General features: G+C 69.0%; 20 protein-coding genes. All 20 read left to right on the forward strand.

All coding sequences use genetic code 11. The annotated features are described in order from the left end of the window. The first annotated feature begins 130 nt into the window (after positions 1-130). The 20 genes from ACGFIZ_RS27250 (at position 131) to ACGFIZ_RS27345 (ending at position 24378) form a co-directional block, all read left to right on the forward strand. Positions 131-1135, forward strand: a complete 1005-nt coding sequence (locus ACGFIZ_RS27250) for a hypothetical protein (protein ID WP_393423797.1) — start codon at positions 131-133, stop codon at positions 1133-1135. A gap of 334 nt (positions 1136-1469) precedes the next feature. After that, positions 1470-3182, forward strand: coding sequence for a non-ribosomal peptide synthetase (locus ACGFIZ_RS27255; RefSeq protein WP_393423851.1), 1713 nt, complete (start codon positions 1470-1472; stop codon positions 3180-3182). 124 nt (positions 3183-3306) lie between these two features. Then, on the forward strand, positions 3307-4512 hold the full coding sequence (locus ACGFIZ_RS27260) for a cytochrome P450 (RefSeq protein ID WP_393423800.1): 1206 nt from the start codon (positions 3307-3309) through the stop codon (positions 4510-4512). Further along, a complete protein-coding gene (locus ACGFIZ_RS27265) occupies positions 4509-5570 on the forward strand; it encodes an NAD(P)-dependent alcohol dehydrogenase (RefSeq protein ID WP_393423803.1) in 1062 nt (353 codons plus the stop codon). Before ACGFIZ_RS27260 ends, ACGFIZ_RS27265 begins: the two co-directional genes overlap by 4 nt. Then, positions 5567-6598: a threonine aldolase family protein gene (locus ACGFIZ_RS27270; RefSeq protein ID WP_393423806.1), complete on the forward strand. Its 1032-nt coding sequence runs from the start codon at positions 5567-5569 to the stop codon at positions 6596-6598. Before ACGFIZ_RS27265 ends, ACGFIZ_RS27270 begins: the two co-directional genes overlap by 4 nt. A 189-nt stretch (positions 6599-6787) precedes the next feature. Next, positions 6788-10762 carry a type VII secretion protein EccCa gene (gene eccCa / locus ACGFIZ_RS27275; RefSeq protein WP_393423809.1) on the forward strand — a complete coding sequence of 1325 codons (3975 nt, stop codon included), beginning with the start codon at positions 6788-6790 and terminating at the stop codon, positions 10760-10762. Then, a complete protein-coding gene (locus tag ACGFIZ_RS27280; RefSeq protein WP_393423812.1) occupies positions 10759-12930 on the forward strand; it encodes a hypothetical protein in 2172 nt (723 codons plus the stop codon). Before eccCa ends, ACGFIZ_RS27280 begins: the two co-directional genes overlap by 4 nt. A 42-nt stretch (positions 12931-12972) precedes the next feature. Further along, entirely contained in the window at positions 12973-13359 is a 387-nt protein-coding gene (locus ACGFIZ_RS27285) for a WXG100 family type VII secretion target (protein WP_393423815.1), read from the forward strand. A gap of 221 nt (positions 13360-13580) precedes the next feature. Then, complete coding sequence (locus ACGFIZ_RS27290) at positions 13581-13997, forward strand: hypothetical protein (protein ID WP_393423818.1); 417 nt, start codon at positions 13581-13583, stop codon at positions 13995-13997. 210 nt (positions 13998-14207) lie between these two features. Further along, positions 14208-14627 (forward strand): WXG100 family type VII secretion target, encoded by a 420-nt coding sequence (locus ACGFIZ_RS27295; protein ID WP_393423821.1) that lies wholly within the window; start codon positions 14208-14210, stop codon positions 14625-14627. A gap of 286 nt (positions 14628-14913) precedes the next feature. Beyond that, entirely contained in the window at positions 14914-15684 is a 771-nt protein-coding gene (locus tag ACGFIZ_RS27300) for an SDR family NAD(P)-dependent oxidoreductase (RefSeq protein WP_393423824.1), read from the forward strand. Positions 15685-15832: 148 nt separating this feature from the next. Then, complete coding sequence (locus ACGFIZ_RS27305; RefSeq protein ID WP_393423827.1) at positions 15833-15979, forward strand: hypothetical protein; 147 nt, start codon at positions 15833-15835, stop codon at positions 15977-15979. 335 nt (positions 15980-16314) lie between these two features. Continuing rightward, positions 16315-17712, forward strand: coding sequence for a type VII secretion integral membrane protein EccD (eccD, locus tag ACGFIZ_RS27310; RefSeq protein WP_393423830.1), 1398 nt, complete (start codon positions 16315-16317; stop codon positions 17710-17712). A 1-nt stretch (position 17713) separates the two neighbouring features. Then, positions 17714-19045, forward strand: a complete 1332-nt coding sequence (gene eccB / locus ACGFIZ_RS27315; protein ID WP_393423833.1) for a type VII secretion protein EccB — start codon at positions 17714-17716, stop codon at positions 19043-19045. Positions 19046-19162: 117 nt separating this feature from the next. Next, positions 19163-19480 (forward strand): WXG100 family type VII secretion target, encoded by a 318-nt coding sequence (locus tag ACGFIZ_RS27320; RefSeq protein WP_393423836.1) that lies wholly within the window; start codon positions 19163-19165, stop codon positions 19478-19480. A 70-nt stretch (positions 19481-19550) separates the two neighbouring features. Continuing rightward, a complete protein-coding gene (locus ACGFIZ_RS27325) occupies positions 19551-19838 on the forward strand; it encodes a WXG100 family type VII secretion target (RefSeq protein WP_347669786.1) in 288 nt (95 codons plus the stop codon). Between the two features lie 290 nt (positions 19839-20128). Further along, the gene (locus ACGFIZ_RS27330) at positions 20129-20500 is read left to right on the forward strand and encodes a hypothetical protein (protein ID WP_393423839.1); all 372 of its coding nucleotides are present in this window, start codon (positions 20129-20131) and stop codon (positions 20498-20500) included. A gap of 2 nt (positions 20501-20502) precedes the next feature. Next, entirely contained in the window at positions 20503-23562 is a 3060-nt protein-coding gene (locus ACGFIZ_RS27335; protein WP_393423842.1) for a hypothetical protein, read from the forward strand. A gap of 67 nt (positions 23563-23629) precedes the next feature. Then, positions 23630-24052 (forward strand): YbaB/EbfC family nucleoid-associated protein, encoded by a 423-nt coding sequence (locus tag ACGFIZ_RS27340; RefSeq protein ID WP_393423845.1) that lies wholly within the window; start codon positions 23630-23632, stop codon positions 24050-24052. Positions 24053-24060: 8 nt separating this feature from the next. After that, the gene (locus tag ACGFIZ_RS27345; protein WP_393423848.1) at positions 24061-24378 is read left to right on the forward strand and encodes a hypothetical protein; all 318 of its coding nucleotides are present in this window, start codon (positions 24061-24063) and stop codon (positions 24376-24378) included. Positions 24379-24646 lie beyond the last annotated feature (268 nt).

A 24646-nucleotide genomic window follows, 5' to 3' on the forward strand; every position in this document is an offset into this window, starting at 1 on the left:
CCGCGACGAGCGTCCACACCGTACAACCGCTCAGCGAGGTCGAACACGCCCGCTGACCCGTCCCGGCCGGCCCCCTCCCCTTCGCCTTCCCCTGCCCTCGTCGGCCCGCCACACGATCGGAGCGACCGCGATGACGCGTACCCCTGAAGGCCCCATCACCCGACGCACCCTGCTGCGTGGTGCGGCCGCCGCCGGCGTCGCGGCCACCGGCGCCGGCCTCGCCGCCGCGCCCACGCCCGCGCTCGCCGCACCAGCCGGCTTCCCCAACTACCAATACGTCCGCGACGCCTTCACCGGACCACTGCGCTACAACCCCACCGGCGAATTCATCTTCCCCTGCGTCCGCGGCGTCTACGACAAACTCGACACCTACCTCGGCCGCTACTACCTCTACTACGCCCCCCACGACGCACCCGGCGGAATCTGCCTCGCCTACGCCGACCGCCTCGAAGGCCCCTACACCGAATACCCCAACAACCCCATCATCGACCGCTACCTACCCACCACCACCGTCAGCCACGTGTCCTCACCACACGTCGTCTGGGACGCCCCCACCCAACAGTTCTACCTCTACTTCCACGGCGAGAACTACACCACCCGCGTCGCCCGCTCCACCGACGGCATCCACTTCACCGACGAAACACCCATCCTCTCCACCAGACTCGTACCCAACACCACCGAAACCTCCTACGCACGAGTCTTCGAACACTCCGTAGCCGGCAAGAACAACCGCTACGTCATGGTGTTCATGGGCCACCACACCATCGGACCCGGCGCCCGCAAAATCTTCTGGGGCTGGTCACCCAACGGCTGGAGCGGCTGGCAGTTCGACCCGAACCCCCTCGTCTCACCCTCCGGCGACGGACTCACCGACATCTCCGGAGCACACCTGCTGAAACGCAACGGCACCGCATACCTCGCCTACCACGGCAACAGCGGCAACATGTACCTCACCGAAATCGGCAACAACTTCGACCGCGAAGTCCACCTCGGAGTATTCCACCGACCAATCGCATCCGACAACGGCCGCGTCGCAGCCCCAGCATTCGGCACCGACGGCGGCGTCCAATACATGCTCTACGAAGCCGGACCCCGCCTCGACAGCAGGATCTGCGTCGCCCGCGCAGTCGAGTAAACTCTGCCGGTTGGTATTCCGCCGGGTGGGCAGGAAGGTCCTGACCTTCCTCGGCTCATGCGGCTCGGCGCGAAGCTCGACACCGACACGGCCTCTCATCCTGCGGCTTGTGCACTGATGGTGGGGTTGAGCATCTTTGCGTGCTTTCAAGCCCATGTGGATTTTGGTGAAGCTCCGAACTAGCTAGTACCGCCAATGAGGCCCTTTGGCGAAAATCCCTCGACGTGCGGTGCCACCAGCACGAGTCAGGCGGGTGCTCAAATTGGTTACACGAGACCATACCTCAGCCGAGCCGGAACAGCGTGTCTGTGATGAAGTGATGGCCGTTGCAAGAATGCGTCCAAACGACGACGCAATCGTGTGCGGCGACGAACGTCTCAGCTACCGCCACCTTGGTGCCATGGTCGGCCAGATCGTCGGCCAGCTGCCAGTGGAGCCAGGCCAGCGGGTCGGAATAATCGGTTACCGAGACATGGCGGTGCCCGCATGCATGCTCGCGGTGCACCTTCGTGGTCATTCGTTTGTCGTCCTCGACCCTGACGCGCCGCCCGAAATTGACAAGTATATACGGGAGACGACGGGGATCAACCACGTCCTCGATCCGCGCTCGGTCAGCCACAGCACCCTGAGCGCTGGCGAAGGCTGGCCGCCTTGCGACGACCGTCACCATTCCCACGACGAGGCCTACGTCCTGTATACCTCTGGTAGCACAGGAAGGCCCAAAGGTGTTTCCGTTTCACAGCGCAATCTGACGAGTTCGAACCAGGCTCGTCTCGCAGTGTACCGCGACTTCGGTACACCGCGTTTTCTGCTCCTGTCGCCATTCTTTTTCGATTCATCTTTCGCTGGCATCTGGGGGACGCTGGCCGCCGGCGGCACGTTGGTGATCGCTACGGAGGACGAGCGCCGGAATCCGGCCGCAATCGCCGCGCTGCTCGACACCCATCGCATTACCCATCTGCTCACGATCCCAAATCTCTACGCAGAGGTGCTCCATGCCGTGGACACTCGGCGGAGCCCGACTGGCGTCGCGACGACGCTTCGAGTTGCCGTATGCGCAGGCGAAGCCCTCGCCGCGAGCGTGATAGAAGCGCATTTTCGCGCCCTCCGCGGTGTCGTGCTCTTCAATGAGTATGGGCCAACCGAATGTACGGTCTGGTCCACGTTCCGGCGCTATGACAGGCCAGCGGCGCCGACGATTGGGAACGCGATCCCCGGAACCGACATCTACCTTTTCGACGACGGGCTTTCCCCGCTGCCGGCCGGAGCGGTCGGCCAGATTTCGATTGCTGGACCGGGCGTGGCGAACGGGTACGTGAATGACCCCGTGGAGACGGGCCGGAGGTTCGTGACGGTCACGTTGCCGGACGGTCGGACGCGTCGCGTGTATCTCACCGGCGACCTCGGACGCTGGAACGCGGATGGAGAGCTCGAGTTCCTCGGGCGGCTGGATTCACAACTGAAGATTCGTGGCACCCGAGTGAACCCTGAAGCTGTCGAGCAGGTGCTGGTGGCCGACGCCAATATTCGGGCAGCCGCCATGGTCTACGACGCCGACGCGTTGACCAGCTATGTCTTCGTAGTGCGAGCCGCAGGTGAGCAGAGCCTTGACGAGGCGCAGGCGCGCTCACTGGTGGCGGGATCGCTGGGCCGCGGACACGTTCCCGACCGAGTGATCTTCGTTGACGAACTCCCGCGAACAGGACGCGACAAGGTCGATCGAGTCTCGTTGCTGTCGGCTGCGCGAACGTCGCTGCCCAGTGGCGGGCGCCAGGTGGGCACCATCGAAGCGCAGGTCACTCGTGCTTGGGAGCGGGTACTCGGCGTCACACTTGCCGAAACTCATTCGGAAACCAGTTTTTTCGAGCTGGGTGGCAACTCCATCAGCATACTGCGACTCTCTCGCGAACTCGCCGCAATCATCGGGTCACCGGTTTCCGTGGCGAAAGTGTACCGATGTGACACCTTGTCACGACAGGCTGAACTGCTGCGAGACCTGATCGAGAGACGGCCCGAATATGCCGATGTCAGTCAGGAGGCATCCTGACCGATGCAGGTCAGCAGATCTGTCCAATGTTCATCCGGGCGACCGGCGCAGCACCACGTAGGCCCTCCGTTGGCCCTCGTCCAGGCGCGTCTGGGCGATGAAAGCGCGAAAGTGAGGGCACCGAATGGAACGGAAAAAACCCGATCTATGCTCGCTCGTCGACGGAGCGACCTACCGCGACGGGAACCCATTCGACACCTGGCGTTGGCTGCGTGAGAACGAGCCCGTAGCGTGGCAGAACGGCGGCGAGTTCGGCGATTTCTGGTCGGTTACCCGCCACGCTGACGTCGATCGAGTGCTCCGCGATCCTGATACATTCAGTTCGTCTTCAGGGATTCTCCTGAGGCCGCAGGCCATGGGTGCGGATCCAGGGGGAAACCGCACTCTCGCGCTGTCTGACGCGCCGCGTCACGGCGTACTGCGCAAAGCTGTCTCATCATGGTTCGCCCCGCGAAACCTGCGCTCGTTGGCCGAGTCGTTGACAGCGATGGCTCGCGAAGACGTCGCAGCGGCCGTGCGCCGACGTGACGTTGACTTCGTGGCTGACGTTGCCGCCAAACTCCCGGTAGAGGTGGCGTGGATCTTCCTCGGCATTCCGGAGAAGGATCGTCCGGCGCTGACGAGGTGGTCGCTCGCGGCGTTCTGCTCCGACTCGGCCGTCGAGCGTACCGTGGCGCACCTGGAGATTCTCGACTACTTCCACACGCTGGCGGATGCGCGCCGGGCGCGGCCGGCGGACGACCTTGTCAGCGTCCTGTCCCGTGTCGAAGTCGACGGCCGCCTGCTCCCATTGGACGAGGTGGTGCTCAACTGTGACAACCTGCTCGTAGGAAGCACCGAGAACGTCAGACTGGCCATGGCCGGGGGCGTGCAGGCGCTACTCGACCGAGCGTCGCTCTGGCAGCGGGTCCGCCGCGAGCCCGATCGGCTCATGCCCACGCTCGTCGAGGAGATGCTCCGCTGGACGTCGAGCGCGACCCACCTCGTACGAACGGCGCGGCGGGATGTCGAACTGGGCGGGCAGCGCATCGGCGCCGGACAACGCGTGGTGCTCTGGCTCCCCTCGGCCAACCGTGACCCGATCGCATTCGACGCACCGGAGGTGTTCGACGTCGCGCGGTCGCCGAATCGACACATCGCACTTGGTGCGGGCCCGCACTACTGCCTCGGCGTGCAGTTGGCTCGGTTGGAGATCCAGGCTGTGGTCGCGGAGCTGATCCGGAGTGTTGGCCGCCTACAAGCGAACGGTGAGCCCGAACGGCTGGAGTCCATTGTCGTCAACGGGTACCGGACGTTGCCCATCAGACTCGAAGCGGAGGAGATCCTGTGACTATCACTACCCGGGCCCTGGTCGCATCTGCACCACGCGCCGAACTTCAGCTGAAGACGATCGAGCGGCGGGATCTTCGACCCGACGACGTCCTCATCAACATCGCGTACGCCGGCATCTGCCACAGCGATATTCATCAGGCCCGGGAAGAATGGGGAACGGCAATCTTCCCCCTGGTGCCGGGCCACGAGATAACGGGTACCGTCGCCGCCGTCGGTGATCAGGTCACACGATGGCGCGTCGGCGACCGTGTCGGCGTCGGCTATATGGTCGACTCATGCGGCGAATGTGAGTACTGCGCCGATGGAACGGAACAGTTCTGCGTCAAAGGGCAGGTCTTCACGTACAACTGTATCGACTACTACGGCGAGCCGACCTACGGCGGCTACAGCCAAATGATCGTCGTCCGCGATCGCTTCGTCTGCGGGCTCCCGGATGGCATCGACCTCGCCGCCGGCGCGCCATTGCTGTGCGCGGGGATCACGACCTACTCGCCCCTGCGGCGGTGGGGCGTCACATCGGGGACGCGCCTGGCGGTTGTCGGCCTGGGCGGGCTGGGTCATATGGCGGTCCGGCTGGCCAGCGCCATGGGAGCCGAGGTTACCGTTCTCAGCCGAACCAACGACAAGCAGGACGACGCCCGCCGGCTGGGTGCAAGCGACTTCTTCGCGACCGAGTCGTCGGGGACGATCGGAACTCTCCGCGGCCGGTTCGACATGATCCTGAATACGGTTCCGTCGGCGATGCCGCTCGATCCGCTCCTCAAGATGCTCCGTGTCGGCGGGGCCATGGTAATCGTGGGACTGCCGGGACAGCCGTTGGTGTTCGATGCCGAATCGATGATCAACAGCAACGCCGTACTGGCGGGGTCCCTGGTCGGTGGCATCGGTGAGATCCAGGAGATGCTCGGGTTCTGCGCACAGGCCGGGATCGGTGCGGACATCGAGATCATCTCCGCCGATCAGGTCAACGTCGCCTACGACCGGGTGGTAAGCGGCCAGGCGCGATACCGGTACGTCATCGACGTCTCGACGATGAGCTTGGACGGCTGCCAGTGAGTGGCGGTGCGTCCCACCGCCCGCTGGACCTCCGCTCCGACACCGTGACCCGGCCCGACGAGACGATGCGGGCCGCCATGGCTGCCGCCGAGGTCGGTGACGACATCCTCGATGGTGACCCGACCGTGCGCGCCCTGGAGGAGAAAGCAGCGGAGATCCTCGGCACCGAGGCAACGCTGTGGGTGCCAAGTGGCACGATGGGCAACCTGATCGCGCTCACCGTGCACATGCGGCCAGGGGATCGGTTTCTGGCCCCCGCGCTTGCCCACGTCGTCGAATTCGAACTCGGTGGCTGGGCGTCGTTCGCGGGCGGCGTTCCCCATGCGCTGCCGTGGTCGGCCGGCCCGGGCCGGGTCAGCCCGGCCTCCGTACGAGCCTCGGTCCCGCCGAGCCAGCCGTACGATGCGCTTCGTGATCGGCTGCTCTGCCTCGAGAACACGCACAACGCGGCCGGCGGCACGGTGACGGAACCAGGTGAGCATCGGGCGGTGACAGCCACCGCCAAGGAAGCCGGCCTGCTCGTCCACCTGGACGGAGCGCGAATCTGGAACGCGGCAGTGGCGCTCGACGTGCCACCAGCTGAGCTCACCTGGGGGGTCGATTCGGTTCTCGCGTGCCTGAGCAAGGGACTGTGCGCTCCCATGGGCTCGGTGCTCGGCGGCTCAGCAGAGTTCGTCCGTGCCGCCCGGCGCCTGCGCAAGATGCTCGGCGGGGCTGTCCGACAGGGCGGCGTGATGGCGGCCGCCGGCCTCGTCGCACTCAGTCGGATCGAGCTCCTCGGCAACGATCACAGAAACGCGCAGGTCCTCGCATCCGGACTCCGGGAACTCGGCTGGGAGGCCGCCTCGCCCGAGACGAACATCGTCCTGGCGAGTGTCAGCGACGCCGAGCGCCGAGTCTCGGAGCTGCACAGGATGGGCGTTCTGGCGACAACGATCTCGGGAGCGGTTCGCTTTGTGACGCATGCTGATCTGTCGGAGCAGGACATTCAGGATGTTGTCCGGCGAATTTCGTCGATGTCGCCATAGCGGCTTCTCTGAAGAGCCTGTCTCAGGTGGTGAGTTCGGGGTAGCGCCGGCCATCGCTCCGCCCGCGGCGGGTGCGGCTTGCTCGTGCGCCCGGCCGCCGCAGGTGGCGCCCAGCGGCGACCCCGGTGCGGAAAAGTATCGATCCCGGGGGCCGGTCAACTTTTTCCGGCTCGCAGCCGTGTAACGGATGTGAGCACTAGACCTTTCCGGCGGCCGGCCCGCCGCAACGGACCCGAGCTGCCGCACGGCGAGATCACCCTGCAGGAGCCGCCGGTCGTCCCGGAGGTTGAGCCCGCTGGATTCCGCTCGCTCGGGATGATCCTGCCAAGCCTGCTGATGACCGGCGGGTTCATGTTCATGATGATGAGCAACTCGCTCAGAGGCCCGATGGGCATCGTGATGCTCGTCATGATGGGCGGCGGCATGCTGGCCATGGCGCTGTTCGGAATGACGATGCACTCCGGCAACCGCAAGCAGCAGATCAACGGCGACCGGCGCGACTACTTCCGCTACCTGTCCCAGACCAGGGGGCAGGTCCGCAGTTACGCGGCGGAACAGCAGGCCGCGCTGGCCTGGCGGCACCCCGACCCGCAGTCGCTGTGGTCGCTGGCGATGACCAGCCGGCTGTGGGAGCGCCGGCCGACGCATCCGGACTTCGGCGAGATCCGGGCCGGCACCGGCGCCCAGCGGCTCGCGGTGCGGATCAGTCCGATGGAGACCAAGCCGGTGGAGGACCTGGAACCGGTGTGCGCGAAGGCGTTGCGCCGGTTCATCAAGGCGTACACGACGGTGCCCGACCAGCCCGTCGCGCTGTGCCTGCCCGGGTTCGCGCACGTGCGGATCAGTGGCGACCGGGACGTGGCGCTGGGCATGGTGCGCGCCATGCTCGCCCAGTTGGTCACCTTCCACGCCCCGGACGAGCTGCGGCTGGCTCTGTGCATCGGCGCCGAGCAGGCCGCGCGGTGGGAGTGGGCCAAGTGGCTGCCGCACGCCAAGCATGCCACCGACGTCGACGCCGCCGGGCCGGTGCGGCTGATCGGCGCCACCCTGGAAGAGGTGGAGCGGCTGCTGGGTGCGGAGTTCGCGGCCCGTTCCCGGTACGAGGACGAGGCCCAGCCATCCCGCGAGGAACCGTTCGTCGTGGTGGTCTGCGACGGCGGCGTCATCCCGGCGGGCGCCCGGCTGACCGTCTCCGGGTACCGCAACGCCGTCCTCGTCGACTTCGACGGCCGCGGCCTCGCCGACGGGGACAACGCGCTCAACCTGGAGGTGTCCGCCACCGACGTGGACATGATCGAGAAGGACCACGTGGGCCGGGAGGTGCGCACCCGGCTCGCCGCACCGGACCACCTGGATGTGCTCCGGCTGCGGACGCTGGCCCGGATCATGGCCCGGCACGCCACCAAGGTCACCGGCGAGCAGCCGGCCAGCGGGCTCAGCGCCGTCCTCGACCTGCCGGACCTGCTGGACATCACCGATCTGGACACCTTCGACCCCCGTGCGCGGTGGGACGCCCGCACGCCCGCCGACCGGCTGCGGGTACCCATCGGGGTGGCCGCCGACGGCTCCCCCATCGAGCTGGACATCAAGGAGTCCGCCGAGGGCGGGATGGGGCCGCACGGCATGCTCATCGGCGCCACCGGGTCGGGCAAGAGCGAACTGCTGCGCACCCTGGTACTGGCCCTGGCGGCCACCCACTCCTCGGAGACCCTCAACTTCGTGCTGGTGGACTTCAAGGGCGGCGCCACCTTCGTCGGGCTGGACCGGCTGCCGCACGTCTCCGCGCTCATCACCAACCTGGCCGACGAGGCCGCGTTGGTCGACCGGATGCAGACCACCCTGCAAGGGGAACTGGTACGCCGGCAGGAGCTGCTGCGCCGGGCCGGCAACTTCACGTCGGTGCGCGACTACGAGAAGGCCCGGGCCCAGGGTGCCGAACTCGACCCGCTGCCCACCCTGTTCCTGGTGGTGGACGAGTTCAGTGAGCTGATCGCGTCCAACCCCGACTTCATCCAACTGTTCGTGATGATCGGTCGGCTCGGCCGCTCGCTCGCGGTGCACCTGCTGCTGGCCTCGCAGCGGCTGGAGGACGGGCGCATTCACCAGCTTGAGGGCCACCTGTCGTACCGTATCGGGCTGCGTACCTTCTCCGCGATGGAGTCGCGGGCGGTCATCGGCGTACCCGACGCGTACGAGCTGCCGGGCGATCCGGGCAACGGATACCTGCGCTCCAGCGTCACCAGCATCACCCGGTTCAAGGCCGCGTACGTGTCCGGCCCGCACCGGGTACGCGGCACCAGGCTGCACCGCGAGGTGATCGCCAGCCAGGTCGTCCCGTTCACCGCCCGGGCCGCCGCGCCCGCCATCCCGGCGCCGCGCCCACCAGTGGACCAGGCACCGGACGAGCCGGCCGACACCGGCACCACCGTGCTGCACGCACTGGTGGACAGGCTGGTCGACCAGGGTCCGCCGGCACACCAGGTGTGGATGGCGCCGCTGGAGGACGCGCCGACCCTGGACGACGTGATGCCGCCGCTGTTGCCCGACCCCGAGCACGGGCTGCGTCCGATCGACGCCGGCCAGCGGGCCTACCTGCAGGTACCGGTCGGTCTCATCGACAAGCCGTTCGAGCAGATGCGCGACCTGCTCGTGGTGGACCTGGCCGGGGTCGGTGGGCACGTGGGCGTGGCCGGCGGGCCGCAGAGCGGCAAGAGCACCCTGCTGCGGTCGCTGGTGTGCGGGCTGGCCCTGACCCACTCGCCGCGGCAGGTGCAGTTCTACTGCCTCGACTTCGGCGGCGGTTCGCTGGCCGGGTTGGCCGGCCTGCCGCACGTCGGCGGCGTGGCCGGCCGGCACGAGCCGGAGCGGGTGGGTCGCACCGTGGCCGAGGTCCGCTCCATCCTGTTCGAGCGGGAACGCCGCTGCGCGGACCTGGGCATCCACGGCCGGGACGCCTACCGGCAGGCGCAGGCCGACGGTCGCATCCCGGAGGACCGGTTCGGCGACGTGTTCCTGGTCGTGGACGGGTGGTTCGCCCTGCGCCAGGAGTTCGAGCCGGTCGAGGAGATGGCCCGGGACATCGCCGCCCGCGGCCTGAACTACGGGGTACACATGATGGTCTCCATGGGCCGCTGGTCGGAGCTGCACATGTCGATGCGGGACAAGATCGGGACCCGCCTCGAACTGCGCCTGGGCGACCCGGTGGAGTCCGGGATCGACCTGCGCGCGGCGGCCCAGGTGCCCCGCCGGCCGGGGCACGGGCTGACCGACGCGAAGCTGCACTTCCTCGGCGCGCTGCCGCGCATCGACGGCGTCCAGTCGGCCGAGGGACTCGCCGCGGCCACCGAGCACCTGGTGTCCGCGGTGGCGGACAGCTGGACCGGGGAACGGGCCGCTGCGGTACGCACCCTGCCGGCCTCGCTGCCGATGGCCGAGCTGCCGGCGCCGCAGGACGCCCGCATCGCGCTCGGCGTGGACGAGAACCAGCTCGCGCCGGTGTGGCACGACTTCCGGGCGATGCCGCACCTGACCGTGCTGGGGGACGCCGAGACTGGCAAGACGAACCTGCTGCGCGTCATCGCCCGGGCGATCGTCGCCAGCCACACCCCGGCCCAGGCGCGCATCATGGCCGTCGACTACCGGCGGCAGCTCTTCGACGACGTACCGGCCGCTTACCGGCTGGGCTACTCGGTCTCGCCGGACAGCACCCGGGACACCACGGCCGAGGCGGTGGCCGGCGTCAAGCCGCGGGTGCCCGGCTCCGACATCACCCCGGAGCAACTGCGTGCCCGCGACTGGTGGGCCGGCCCCGAGTTGTACGTCCTGGTCGACGACTACGAACTGCTCGCCGGGCACGACAACCCGCTGGCCGGCCTGATCCCGTTGCTGCCCCAGGGCGGCGACATCGGCCTGCACGTGGTCGTCGCGCGGGCTGCGGCCGGGGCGATGCGACTGTCGATGGACCCGCTGCTGCGGCGCATCCAGGAACTGAACACTCCGGACGTGGCGCTGTCCTGCCCGCCGACGGAGGGTCCGCTGCTGGGTAACACCAGGCCGCGGACGCTGCCCCCGGGCCGGGCGCTGCTGTGCACCCGGCGCGGCAGCCGGCTGATCCAGACGGCTCTGGCACCCGAGCCCGCGGTGCCCACCGAGGCCAGCCGATGACCCGCACCGCCACCCGCCCCCGTCGTGCGCCCACCCCACCGGCCCGCACCGCGGAGCCGGCTGAGCGGGCCGAGCCGGCTGAGCGGGCCGAGCGGGCCGAGCCGGCCGAGCGGGCCGAGCCGGCCGCGGCGGCCGAGCGGGCCGAGGAACTGGCGCGGCGGCTGCGGGCCGCGGCCTGCCTGCCCGGGCCGTCCGCGGCGCCGACCGCCTGGCCGTGCGACGTGGCGCTGCTGGCCTGGCTGCGCCGGATGACCTATCCCGGCCTGTACACCTGGACGGCCGAGGAGAACCTGGCGCGCCGCTGGATCGGCGGCGACATCTTCGGCTCCCGCCGGCTGCCGCGGGCACCGGAGTTCCTCGCCGGCACCGATGTCCGCCGTCTCGCCCCGCATCTGGTCGCGCCGCTGTTGCGGCGGGTGAGCATGACGGGTCCGACCCCCAGCGCCGCCGACCTGGCGCCCGCGGCCCTGGCCGCCGACGCGGGCCGGGTCAGCACGTTCCGGCGCGACGACGCCGCCCGGCTCTGGGGCCAACCGGAGCACACGCCGCCGCTGCCCGACACCACCGCCATCCCGCACATCGTGCACGGCATCTGGCTCGGCCGGCCGCTGCCCGAGTCGAACGGCTTCTGGGCCAACTACGGCGCGGCGGCCGACAGCTACGCCGGCCAGGTCGACTTCGTGCTGTGGACGGACATCCCGCGGGCCCGCTTCGACGCGGCCCGCGCCACCCCGCCCGCGCCGGCCGGCCGGCCCGATCCGCTGGCCCCGGTACGCGCCCTGCTGGCCTGGGCCGGCACCCACGGCATCCACCTGGTGAGCGTGGCCGAACTGTTCCACGCGAACGCGCCGATGACCCTGCACACCCCGTACGCCCTGGAGTTGAACCGGGGTGTGCCGCAGGGTTTCGCCGCGGCCAGCGACCACCTGCGGGTCGAGGTGGTGCACCGGTTCGGCGGCCTGTACGCCGACGGTGACCTGCACTTCCTCCCGGACACCGCGCTCCCGCCGGACGAGCGGGCCGCCAGCCCGCCGGATGAGCGAGCCGAGGGCCCGGCGGGTGGTGGGTACCGGCTGTTCCGCGGCCGGTGGCACGGGCCGCCGGAAGCCGACGGGCCGGGCCGGTTGCCGGAACTGTTCGACCGGGTCGCCGCGTCGGCGCACGGCTTCACGCTGCACGCGCTCACCGACGAGATCGTCCTCAACGACGTCATCCTGGCCCCGGCGGGGCACCCCGCGCTGGCCTTGTGGCTGGAGGGCGCGCGGTACAACTACCTACGCGACCCGCGCGACCTGTACGCCGCCGGCCCCCCCCAGCCGGCCGGGTCGGACCCGCCGCTCACGTCGGATTCGCCGCTCGCATCGGACCCGCCGCTCGCATCGGACCCGCCGCTCGCATCGGATTCGCCGCTCGCATCGGACCCGCCGCTCGCATCGGACCCGTTGCGCACGGCGGATCCGCAAGCCGGGTCCGGCCCGCCGGCCGCGGGAGCGTCGGGGTGGCGGGGGGAGCCGGCCTCCTGGACCTGGGCGGTCACCGCGATGCGTACCGGGCGGGTGCACCACTGGCTGCTGGCCCGGCTGGGCATCGGCGCGGCCGAGCTGGTCAAGCCGGCGCCGGCGGTACGCGGGCACAGCGAGCTGAGCTGGCTGCCGCCGGTCGACGGCCAGCCGCCGGTCGCCTGTCCCGACCCGGACCCGCTGCCGACGCTGGTCGCCTGCGTGGACCTGCTGCGCTGGCAGCACCTGTCACGCTCCGGGGACCTGTGCCTCACCGCGGTCGCGCCGCTGGTCCGCGGGCTGCCCGAGCCGGACACCGCGTGGACCGCGCTGCTGCTCGCGTTCGGGCACCTGTCCGTCGACGTCGGCCCGGTCACGTCGGTCACCGATCGGCGACGCAACCAGGACCAGACCCTTGACGTGGTGGCACTGCCGCCCGAGGCGGAGGCGCTGCTGGACCGTGCCGCGACACCGGCCACCTGGTTCGGTTCCGGCGCCTGCTCCGGCGACGCTGGCGGAGCCGGACCGGAGGTCACCGCAGGCCAGGAGTACTGGTTCCTCGGCGAATGCACGGTCCCGGCCCGGCTGCTGCCGCCGCGGCCCGACCCACCGAACGGACGCGGCGGGCGCGACCACATCACGGACCTTCCGGCGACAGCTGCCGGATGACAGACCAGGAGAGTCATTGTGACAACCCCCAACAGAGGAGTCGTGGGCGGCGAGTTCGGCCTGATGGCCGACGAGGCGACCATCACCGGCATGGTCATGGCGTTCACGCAGGCCCAGACCGAGGCCGCCGACAGCTTTCGGAACGTCGTAGGAGCACAGGCCACTCTGCGGGCCCAGTGGCAGAGCGACGCGGCCGCGCAGAGGTTCTTTGAGGCCGTCAACCAGTGGCTGGCCGGCTTCCAGAAGGTCCAGGAGGGCCTGAACAAGCTCTGCCACAGCATGGAGCAGTACGCGCACCTGACCAACACGACCGAAGACGACAGCGCCATGCAGGCCGGCAGTTGGGCCACGGCGCCCAACCACCAGTTCGTCAGCGGCAATCGTGTCCAATGGCCGCCGACTCCACTCGACCGTCACCCGGCTCACTAGCCGCAGGCATTGCCTGGCCTGACGGGCGTAGCCGCTGGCCGCATCCGCGTGGCACAACCCAGGACCGGACCCGACCGGGCGGCGTCACAGGCCCGGCTGACCGACCACCGGGTGCCCAACCGATCCGCCGCCGTGGCCCGACCCATCGGCCGGACGCGGTACACGCGGCCACATCACCCACCTTCCGGCGGCAGCACGCCGGATGACGAACAAGGAGAGTCATGGCAGAGAATCAGTACGGGTACGACGCGCGAGGCATCACACTCCCGATCGCCGCCGATGAGGCGACCATCACCGGCATGGTCATGGCGTTCGCCCAGGCCCAGACCGAGGCCAAGAACAGCAGCGCGAATGTCCAAGCCGCAGGCATAGCGCTGCAAAACTCGTGGCAGAGCGACGTGGCCGTGCATCGGTTCCTTGAGGCCGTCCAGCAGTGGCTGGCCGGCTTCCAGAAGGTCCAGCACGGCCTGAACATGCTCAACCTGAACATGGAGCAGTACGCGCGACTGACCAACACGACCGAAGACGACAACGCCGTGCAGGCCGGCAGTTGGGCCGCAGGGGACGGCCTGCTGTACGGCAGGGCCCAGAGGGCCGAAATGCCGATGGCCCCACTCGGACGGCCCGAAGGTGAGTGACCGCCGATTGGCTCACTAACCGCAGGCGTTGCCTGACCACTCGCCGGGAGTACTGGTTCCTCGGCGAGCGCACGGTCCCGGCCGAAGGGGGGTGAGGCCGCAGGATGCCCAACCGATCCGCCGCCGTGGCCCGACCCGTCGGCCGGACGCGGTGCACGCGGCCACATCACCCGCCTTCCGGCGACGCACGCCGGATGACGAAGGAGAATCATGACAACCCCCAACAACGGGATCGTCGCCGATCAGGAGACCATCACCGGCATGGTCATGGCGTTCGCGCAGGCCCAGACCGAGGCCAAGGACAGCTATCGGAACGTCATAGCCGCAACCAAGGCGCTGACCGCCTCGTGGTCGAGCGACATGGCCGAGCCGAAGTTCATTGAGGCCATCAGGCAGTGGTTGACCGGCTTCCAGAAGGTCCAGCTGGGCCTGGACACGCTCAACCTGAACATGGAGCAGTACGCGCAACTGACCGCCACGACCGAAGACGACAGCGCCATGCAGGCCGGCAGTTGGGCCGTAGCGACCGGCGGTGTCCCGGACGGTCCCGCCAACGGCTGGGTCCCCACAACTCCGGTCAGTACCACTGTGATCTACGAAAAGCGGGTCCCGTCTCCAGACGGTGCGTGACCTGGCGCCGGCAGCGTCCAGTTGCCGCAACTGGACGCTGCCGTCGTCGGGCCAGTGCGCACCGACCTGGCCGGTGGCCGCCTGCGGATGGCAGAGCGGCCACCGGCCGCGTGGCGGAGAGCGCGAACACGGCTACCATCACCGTCGCCGCGCTGATGATGACCCCGGCCGTGCGGCTGGTCCCCTCGGTGACCGCCAGCCGGGCCGGTGGCCCTCGGTCGTGGCGCTCCCGGATCCGGCTCCGGGGTCCTGAATTGCATCGCCGTTTTATCAGAGAGGACCCCTCATGAACCGGTTCGACGGACGTACCGCCATCGTCACCGGCGGTGGATCCGGCATCGGCCAAGCCACCGTCCTGCGCCTGCTCGACGAAGGCGCCACCGTGCTCGCCGCCGACATCTCCGCCGACGGACTCACCGACACCCAGGCCCGTGCCGACAACGCCGGCACGGCGCCGCGGCTGAGCACCGCTGTGCTCGACATCGCCGACGAGACCGCCGTGCAGGACGTCGTCGGCCGCGCCATCACCGACCTGGGCCGCCTCGACGTCCTCGTCAACGCCGCCGGGATACTGCGCGGCGCGCACACCCACGACTGCAGCCTCGAACTGTGGAACCACATCATCGCCGTCAACCTGACCGGCACCTTCCTGGTCACCCGAGCCGCCCTACCCGCACTGCTGGACACCGGCCGCGGCGTGATCGTCAACTTCAGCTCGACCTCCGCCTCGTTCTCGCATCCGTTCATGGCCGCATACTCGGCCAGCAAGGGCGGCATCGAGGCGTTCACCCACGCCATCGCCGGCGAATACGCCAAGCAGGGCCTACGCGCCGTCAACATCGCACCCGGCAGCATCAGCAGCGGCATCACCAACGCCTTCACCAGGCTCGTGCCCTCCGACATCGACTACACCCTGCTCCGCAAACTCACACCCGCCCTCGGACAGGGTCACGCCGCACCGGAGAGCGTCGCAGGAGTCGTCGCGATGCTCGCCTCCGACGACGGAGCCTTCATCACCGGCACAGAAATCCGGGTCGACGGCGGCACCCACCAGTAACCACGCCGGGATGCGCGCGCAGCCATTGCGCGAGTGGCTCGGCCTCCCGGCCTGGCAGGACGTCGATCGGGCGCCGGCCCGGCGACGGCCGGGCCTTTGAGATGAGCTCTGTGCCGGCTCCCGGCCCGGATGCGGTTGCGCCGGTCCCTTGTCGAGGCATGTCGTTCTCGACCGCCTCCAGCAGTTCAGCGTCGGCCGGGATCGGATGATCGCCGTCCACGAGCGCGGCCTGCTGCCGACCGTCGAGCAGCAGGCCGCGATCCTCGGTCCCGAGTGGAACCCGGACCGGGTGTAGAAGGAACCACCTGCCGGGCTTGGGACGAGCCGGCTGATCACGCGTTGGGTCGGTCGTGGGGTGGCTGGACGACCAAGGCGCATCTGGCCTGGCCTGCGAGCAGGGCCGCACGCCTCGGGCGATGCCGGCGACCGGCGGGCAGCGTGGCGACAGCTGCGGTTCGCCCGGGTCCCGGCCCGTATCCGGGTTCCCCGGCCCGCCGGTGGCCGACCCCGCACCCCACCCGGCCGGTCCTGGCGGACAAGGTCTACAGCTCGCGCGGTAACCGCGCGAACACATCTGCGGGAGGATTAAAGAGTCGTGAACTCCGGCGACGGTGCAGGCGTGTTCGGGATATGAGCGCCGAGCGCGGGGAACTCTGCCGGCTGCTGGTCGTCGGACCGACCAGCCAGGTCGACGTGAGCCTGCCCACCCATATTCCCTTGGCCGACATGATGCCGGCCCTGCTGAGCGCGTTGGGACCGGACCTCGCCGATCGTGGGCTGGAACACAGCGGCTGGATCGTCCAGCGGCTGGGTGGGCCGGCACTCGACGAGTCGAGCACTGTCGGGGATCTCGACCTGCTCGACGGCGAGGTCGTCCACGTACGCCCGCGTACCGACCAGATTCCGCCGCTGGCCTACGACGACCTTGTCGATGGCGTCTCGGCCGGCATCCGCAAGCGGTCCGGGCTGTGGCGGCCGCAGACCACGCGGGTCACCGCCCTGCTGCTGCTCGGCGCCTGGCTGGCCGCCTGGCTGGCCGCCGCGCGGATGTGGCCGGGCGCGCCCCGGGGCCCGGTGCTGCTCGCGGCGATAGCGGCGATGTGCTTCGTCGCGGGTTTCGCGGTGGTACGCAGGCTGGCCGACCGGGCGACGGCCGGCATCCTGGGCGCCGCCTGCGTGGCCGGGACGGTGCTCGCCGCGCTGGAAGCGGTCGCGCCGCACTCCCCACTGGCCGGTGCCTTCGTACCCCGGCTGATCTTCGTGGGTGCCAGCGCCGGCACCGTCGCCGCGTTGCTGGTGGCCGCGTTCGTCTTCCCGCGCACCGGCTGGCGGCCGGTCACCGTCGGCCTGCTGGTGGCGTGGCTGCTGATCGTCGCCGCGCTCCTGCTGCGCACCAGGGCCACGCTGGACTGGACCACGATCGCCGCGATCATGGTCGTCGTCACCACGGCGCTGCGCCCGGCGGTACCGGCGGCCGCCTTCAAGCTCGCCGGGCTCGCCCTGCCGGAGACGCCCGCCGAACCGGCGGACCTGCAGGAGAACATCGACCCGGAACCGGCCGCCGAGGTGCTCACCCGGGCCGCCGCCGCGGACCAGTTCATGACCGCCCTGTACGCGGCGCTCGGGCTGGTCTCCGGGGCCGCGATGGTGTGGCTGGCGGCGGCGCCCGGCTGGGCCGCGCCGCTGGCCGCCTGGCTGGCCGCCGCCGCCCAGATCCTGGTCACCCGCCCGATGACGAGCACCTGGCACCGGTTGGCGCTGGCCGGCCCGGCGCTGGCCGCCATGGCAACCTGGTGCCTGACCGCGATCACGGGCCGGGGTCAGCTCGCCGCCCAACTGGCCATCGGCTGCTGCCTGATCATGGTGGTGGCGTGCGGGCTGGCCGCGCGGATCCCGGTCGGCCGGCGGTTCAACCCGATCTGGGGCCGGATGGGCGACCTGGCGCATACCGCGGCGGTGGCCGCCCTGGCGCCGACCGTCGTGGTCATCACCGGCCTGATCGACGTGATCCGGGCGCGGGTGGGTTGACATGTCGTCGCGTCGTGACCAGGTGGACGCCCAGCGGTACATGATGACCCGGGTGACCGGTGCGCTGGTGCGGGCCGAGCCGGAGACCGCCGAGTCACCGACCCGCCGGGACCGCACCGGCACTATCGCCGGCCTCGTGTTCGCGATCCTGCTGCTGGGCGTGGTCGCGATCTGGGCGCTGATGCCGGGATCGGGCTCGACCAGTTGGCAGCAGCCGCGGATGCTGGTGGTGGACTCCTCGACCGGGGCGCGGTACGTGCTGATCAACGGCCAACTGCGCCCGGTCAACGACGTGGCGACGGCCACCCTGCTGGCCGGCGGTCGGCTCACCCCGGTCGCCGTCTCCTCGTCCAAGCTCGCCAAGCTGCCGCGGGGCGCGGCGGTGGGCACTCCGGCCGGGCCGCAGGTCCTGCCCGCCGCCAACCGGGTCAACCGGGGCGTGTGGCGTGCCTGCAGCCGGGGTGCCGGCCGGGTCGTCCTGGACGTCGACGTGCCGGCGGCCCCCGAGCCGTTAGGTGACGGGCAGGCGCTGCCGGTCACCGCGGGCGGGAAGACCTACCTGCTGTGGGGAGGGCGGCGGCTGCTGCTTCCCCAGTCCTGGATGGCCGACGTGCTGGGTCTGGGGATGCTCGTCCCCGTGCCGGTGGCGACCGGCTGGCTGGAGTTGATCCCGTCGGGAGGTACGGTCGGCCCGCCGACACTGGCCGGGGCCGGCGGCGCCGGGCCGAGGGTGGCCGGCCGGCCGACGTCGATCGGCCAGCTGTTCGCCGTGGACATGGGCAACGGCACGGTCGGCCACTATCTGATGACCACCGGCGGGCTGGCCCCGCTGACCGAGACCGAGTACCTGTTGCGGCGGGCCACGCCGGGCGCGGCCAGGGAGACTGCCATCACCGCGGCCGATCTGGTCGCCGCCGGCCAGCGCAGTCCGGTGCGCCCGCTGACCACGATGCCGGCCATCCCGCCCAAACCGCCTTCCACGTCCGAGGGTGCCGTGGTGTGCGTGGAGTTCGCGGGAAAGGCCGGCGAGAAACCCGCGGTCGTCCTGGCCACCGCGACCGGCATGCCGGCCGGCGGCAGCGGCGGGAAGAGCGCCGTGACGGTGCGGGTGACGCCGGGCGGGGGAGCGCTGCTGATGCCCCCGGCGAACGCCGAAACCGATCCGTGGCGGCAGCAGGGCCTGCTCGTCAACGACGGGGGGATCGCCTACCCGATCATGGGCGGTGACGTCACCACCCTGGGCTACGCCCTCAACCAGGCGGTGGTCATGCCCACCGCGCTGGTCGCCATGCTGCCCGTCGGGCCGGCACTGGTCCGGCCGGAAGGGGGGTGAGGCCGCCGGGTACCCGATCGATCCGCGTCGCGGCCCGACTCACCGGCCGGACGCGGCAGGCGCAACCACATCACATGGCTTCCGGCGACGCGCGCCGGATGACAAACAAGGAGAGTCATGGCAATCCCTAACAACGGGATCGTCGCCGATGAGGCGACCATCACCGGCATGGTCATGGCGTTCGCCCAGGCCCAGACCGAGGCCAGCGACAGCTATCGGAACGTCACGGCCGCACAGGGCACCCTGTCCGCCGTGTGGCAGAGCGACGCGGCCGCGGGGAGGTTCCTTCAGGCGGTCAACCAGTGGCTGGCCGGCTTCGCGAAGGTCCAGCAGGGCCTGAACCTGCTCAACCAGAACATGGAGCAGTACGCGCAACTGACCACCACGACCGAAGACGACAACGCCATGCGGTCCGGCGGCTGGGCCGCAGCCTGACCGCCGAACGTCCCACCCATAAAACCCGGGCCGACAAAACCCGGACCGACCAACGTTAAGGAGGCCGAGGATGGCCAACTATGCCATCAATCCCGCCGCGGTACACAACGTCGCCGAGGAAATGCGCAGGGAAACCAGCGACCTCGACCGATCGCTGGAAAACCTCCAGCAGCATGTGCGGCGGTTCATCGACGCCAACAACGGCCAGGCGCCGGACGCCTACGCGCAGGCTCAGCAGCTGTGGAACCAGGGCCAGCAGGAAATGCGACAGGCCCTGGCACTGGGGCAGGCTCGCCTTCTGGAGATCGTCCAGAACTACGTCCTCGGCGACAACAAGGGCGCGGCCATCTTCACCTAGGAGACCGCTGGGCGCCGGTGTCCCTGAGCCAGTGCATCTGATGCCTGTCCAGCGAAACTGACGCGACGGATCACCTACCCGATGCAAGCGCCCAGCCGAACCGACGCCACATGAGGTCGGGACGGCGATCCTGCCGAGCCGATTCTGGGTCAGATGCACTGGTCCGCCGCACCACGGGGTGGACCAGTGCATCTGACCCACCGTTGTCCATGGACTTGCGTGGACCTTGGATTCCCCGAATCAGTACAGCCGAGTCCCCGTTGCGCCGACTCCGTCGAGAGGGATACACGATGAAGAACATCGTCATCAACGAGAACTACCTGCGGAAGCTGCAGGGCGTCTACACCAAGCAGGGAGATGAGATCGACCTGATGTACGGCAAGGACTACGTGTACGGCTCCCTGCCGGATTCGACGGTCGACTTCACGAAGCCGTTCAAGCTGCGCCTCGGCGGGAAGGGTTTCACCGAGGCGGAGGGCCTGACGGAGAGGATCGATACCGTTCGGGCGGGCCTGGCCGCGCGCTTCAAGGGCGCGCGGGGCGAAATCAACATCCTGGAGCTCGGCATCAAATTCCTGCTGGCCGACTCCGATGCCGTCGAACAGGCGAGCACGTTGAGCGCCGAGCAGTTCAATTACTTCATGCCCAGTTCTGGGAGTTAGTGATGACGAACATAGCGACGTTCGAGGACGCGCTAGCAAGCATTTTGGGGCTGGTACTCGGCGGCGGAAGCGACGGGAAAGAAGGTTCCATCAACAACGAGTACCGACCGCGGACCATCAAGGGCCCCGGCTACTGGCTGGTCAACCAGATCAGCCACCACACCCGTGTCGGCGGTTACATGCCCGATTACGACAAGGATGCCGTCACCTTCTACAAGTGGAGGCAGGACGGGGCGATGAAGCACGTCACCCGCCTGACGGTGTGGGTGGGCGTGACCAACAACGAAACGCCTCAGGGGCAGACGCACAACACCACCAACCCGGGGGACGTGACCAACGCCGCTGGCAACCCGGTCGTCAGGCTCGGCAATGCGTGGGAACGCCTGATCGCCGACCTGCCCAAGGTGGCCGGACCGGGTAAGGCGTTCGACCCGGACTCGATCGGGTCCCTTCGCGAGATCCTGGGCAACCTGACGACCCACGCGATGGGGATCTCGGGTTCGCTGACCGACCAGATCAAGTCGGTGAACGTCAAGAACCCCGAATTCAAAGGCTCCGCCGAATCGGCCTGGATCCGTCGGGTGCAGAACGCGAACAAGTTCCTCGTCGACGTCGATCCCCAGTTCAAAATATGGGACACGACGCTGTCCCAGGTCCAGCAGGCGATGTGGGACTTCATCCACGCGGTGGAGGACACCTTCGACAGGTGGTACAAGATCTACCCGAGCGGCACCTGGCAGCACCCGTACCGGCTCATCGCCAGAATGTTCAACGAGAGCACTCTCGAGTATGGCGACCTGCACGATGGCCAGTCGAACGCCTGGGACCTGGGCCAGCAGTACGCCAACACCAAGCTGCAACAAAACGCAACACGTGGAGGAAAACAACCAGACAAGCCCGTCACGTGGACGCCGCCGGCGTGGGTGAAGTACCACCCGTTCGAGGCCTTCAGCGTCCCCGAGTGGAACAAGCTGGACCAGCATCTGCGCCAGATGTGGGCCAACCACGCCCTCGAAGCCTTCGAGCCGGCGTTGGTCGCGGCGAAGACCCTCATGTCGGTGTTCGTCGATGCGCGCAACCCGATAAGCATCACCGACCCGAAGCCGCCAGCGCCCCTGCCGATGCCCAACGACGTCGGGGCGATGCCCAATAGCCCATTCGCCAACAATCCGTTCGGCAACATGCCGGACCCCTTCGCCAACTGGGGTAACCCCTTCGCGAACATGGGCAACCCGTTCGCCAACATGGGCAACCCGTTCGCGAACATGGGTAATCCCTTCGCGAACATCGGCGGCGGCATGGGTAACCCGTTCGCGAACATCGGCGGCGGCATGGGTAACCCGTTCGCGAACATTGGCGGCGGCATGGACAACCCGTTCACCAATGGTGGCCCGGGTAATGTCTTTACCGCTGGTGGCGGTGTGGACAATCCGTTCCCCAATGGTGGCGCGGGCGGTCCGCTTGCCGCGGGTGTTCTTTCTCCAGGAAATCTGATCTCCAAATCGGTCAAGCCGTCTGCTGGCGGCGGTGTGGACAATCCGTTCACCAATGGCGGCCCGGGTGGTGTCTTTACCGCTGGTGGAGGTGTGGACAATCCGTTCACCAATGGTGGCCCGGGTAGTGCCTTTACCGCTGGTGGTGGTCTGGACAATCCGTTCACCAATGGTGGCCCGGGCAGTGCCTTTACCGCTGGTGGCGGTGTGGACAATCCGTTCCCCAATGGTGGCGCGGACGGTCCGCTTGCCGCGGGTGTTCTTTCTCCAGGAAATCTGATCCCCAAGTCGGTCAAGCCGTCTGCTGGCGCCGGTGTGGACAATCCGTTCACCGGCGGCCCGGGCGGCGGCTTTCCGACCAGCGGTTCGCAGGCGAAACTCGGGCTGCCCGAGCCGCAGGCGTTGGGTGATCTGACGCCGGCCCAGTTGCGGCAGCTGGATTCGTCCGGGCTGTTGAACAATGTGCCGCTCACTCCTGAGCAGGCCGCCTACCTGCGAAAGAACGGTATGGCGGCGCCGAACGGCGCGACGAGGCTCGGTCAGCTCAATCCGGATCAGCTTGCCGCGCTGCAGAAGGGCGGGCTGCTGGACCGGACCCCGATCACCGATGCCCAGCGGGCGAACCTCGGGCTGCCCGAGCCGCAGGCGTTGGGTGATCTGACGCCGGCCCAGTTGCGGCAGCTGGATTCGTCCGGGCTGTTGAACAATGTGCCGCTCAGTCCTGAGCAGGCCGCTTACCTGCGGGAGCACGGTATGGCGGCGCCGAACGGCGCGACGAAGCTCGGTCAGCTCAATCCGGATCAGCTTGCCGCGCTGCAGAAGGGCGGGCTGCTGGACCGGCTCCCGATCAGCGACGCCCAGCGGGCGGACCTCGGGCTGCCCAACCCGTCGGGGCAGTCTGGCGGGGGCGGATCCGTACCGGGGCTGAGGGAGCCGGGCAAGCTGCAGTGGCCTGACACCGGGCCGACGGCGCCGGTGGACAGAAATTTGTTCCCGACCACGGTCGACGGCAAGGCTGTGTTGCCCACGCCGGGCGCGAGCGGGAGCGGGAGCATCACTCCCCCGGTGCTCGGCAACGTCGCCAAACCCGGCGCGGCCGTATTCCCGCACATGCCTGGGGTGCAGGTCGGTACGGGCGGCCTGTCGTCGGTGCCCGGCGTGTCCGGCTCGGCCGGGGTGCTGAGCCCGGACAAGCTGGGGCTGCCCGTGGGCGGCCCGGGTGGGGCCGGCTCGGGTGGGGCGGGCTCGGGTGGGGCCGGCTCGGGTGGCGGCGTGCCCTCAGGCACGGTCGCCGGCGCTACTATGCCGCAGCCGGGCTCGGGCGGTATGCCGTTCATGCCCCCCATGATGCCGGGCATGGGCGGCGCCCCCCACCAGGGGAAGGACCGCGATCGCCAGCGCAGCACCTGGTTGAAGGAGGACGAGAAGGTCTGGGGTACCGACCCCGACTGTGCGCCGGCGGTGATCGGCCGGCGCGGTCGTGGCACCCGGGTCGAGGACGACGAGTTCGACACGCCTGACGAGCGTCCCGGCACCCAGGACGAGCGCCGCCGGTACCGGGGCCGTTGAACAATTGTTACGCCGAAGTGAACCCGCCGCTGCGGACCAACCGTGAGATGGCAGAGGAGGTAACGGGATGAGCATGTTGGGCGACGAGGAACTGTTGGCCGAGATGCGTGCGGCCCTGGATGAGGCTGAGGCCGCGGCCGACCGGGTACGCCGGCGCGTGGCCCGGTCGAAGACCACTGTGGAAGACAAGAAGAAGGTGCTGTCGGTGACCGTGGGTGGGCAGGGCGAGCTGACCCGGATCACCTTCAACGGGGACGCCTACCGGCGACTCGCGCCGGCCGAGCTGGCCGACCTGATCGTGACGACGGCGCGTACCGCTCGCGAGGGCGCCGAGCGGAAGACGATGGCTGGTGCCGCCAAGTTGCTGGCCGACCATGCCGGGCTCGGCGACGTCGCGCGGTCGGCCACGACCATGGAGGAACTTTTCGAGGGCGTCATCGGCCTGGCTTCCGGCAAGGATGACCGGCAGCGGGGGCGGGCGGCGTCATGAGTGCAAAAGTGATCACCTTCAACGGGGATGTCCTGGCCCAGCGGGTGGGGTTGCTGGGGGATTTCAGGGATGAGCTGATTGGGACGATAGACCTGGTAAAGCGCCTCGCCGAGGGCCTGTGGGCGGGGGACGACGAGCAGAGCCAGCAGTTTCGCGCGTACGTGATGCACCTCTACGGGGATATCGTGCTCGGGGTCTTCGTTCAACTGGGTAACGGGGCCGGATTCCAGGACGAGAAGTTGGGCATTTATCACCAAGTCGGGGAGAACACGGAGGATACCGTCAACGATTTGGTCCCGGAGATCAGCGGCGGTTATCGCGGCTGATCCGCACTAGAACGAGATGGTCGGAAGCTGGGGTGGCGGTCAGCGCGGCTGACTGATCCGCACTGGGTGCCCCTGATCGGGGGGCAGGAAAGGAGCGCGCGATGGCCGCCGCCATTCCGACCGTTGAGCTCGACGAGAGCGCGATGCGGGTTTTGGAAGGCTTCACCGGGATGAAGTTGTCCCGGACGAAGCTGCCGTTGTTGTGGCAGGACATCGGCACGGCCGAGGTGCTGGAGCATCGGGTGCGTACGGTGCTTGGTCCGTTGCT

Origin of the sequence: Micromonospora sp. NPDC048830 (assembly GCF_043198215.1) — a bacterium.
Taxonomy (GTDB): domain Bacteria; phylum Actinomycetota; class Actinomycetes; order Mycobacteriales; family Micromonosporaceae; genus Micromonospora.

Bases quoted from the DNA above. Each gene is read 5' to 3' on its own strand.
- ACGFIZ_RS27250 (WP_393423797.1), top strand. From the start codon at position 131: ATGACGCGTACCCCTGAAGGCCCCATCACCCGACGCACCCTGCTGCGT.
- ACGFIZ_RS27255 (WP_393423851.1), top strand. From the start codon at position 1,470: ATGCGTCCAAACGACGACGCAATCGTGTGCGGCGACGAACGTCTCAGC.
- ACGFIZ_RS27260 (WP_393423800.1), top strand. From the start codon at position 3,307: ATGGAACGGAAAAAACCCGATCTATGCTCGCTCGTCGACGGAGCGACC.
- ACGFIZ_RS27280 (WP_393423812.1), top strand. From the start codon at position 10,759: ATGACCCGCACCGCCACCCGCCCCCGTCGTGCGCCCACCCCACCGGCC.
- ACGFIZ_RS27290 (WP_393423818.1), top strand. From the start codon at position 13,581: ATGGCAGAGAATCAGTACGGGTACGACGCGCGAGGCATCACACTCCCG.
- ACGFIZ_RS27295 (WP_393423821.1), top strand. From the start codon at position 14,208: ATGACAACCCCCAACAACGGGATCGTCGCCGATCAGGAGACCATCACC.
- ACGFIZ_RS27300 (WP_393423824.1), top strand. From the start codon at position 14,914: ATGAACCGGTTCGACGGACGTACCGCCATCGTCACCGGCGGTGGATCC.
- eccD (WP_393423830.1), top strand. From the start codon at position 16,315: ATGAGCGCCGAGCGCGGGGAACTCTGCCGGCTGCTGGTCGTCGGACCG.
- eccB (WP_393423833.1), top strand. From the start codon at position 17,714: ATGTCGTCGCGTCGTGACCAGGTGGACGCCCAGCGGTACATGATGACC.
- ACGFIZ_RS27320 (WP_393423836.1), top strand. From the start codon at position 19,163: ATGGCAATCCCTAACAACGGGATCGTCGCCGATGAGGCGACCATCACC.
- ACGFIZ_RS27325 (WP_347669786.1), top strand. From the start codon at position 19,551: ATGGCCAACTATGCCATCAATCCCGCCGCGGTACACAACGTCGCCGAG.
- ACGFIZ_RS27330 (WP_393423839.1), top strand. From the start codon at position 20,129: ATGAAGAACATCGTCATCAACGAGAACTACCTGCGGAAGCTGCAGGGC.
- ACGFIZ_RS27335 (WP_393423842.1), top strand. From the start codon at position 20,503: ATGACGAACATAGCGACGTTCGAGGACGCGCTAGCAAGCATTTTGGGG.
- ACGFIZ_RS27340 (WP_393423845.1), top strand. From the start codon at position 23,630: ATGAGCATGTTGGGCGACGAGGAACTGTTGGCCGAGATGCGTGCGGCC.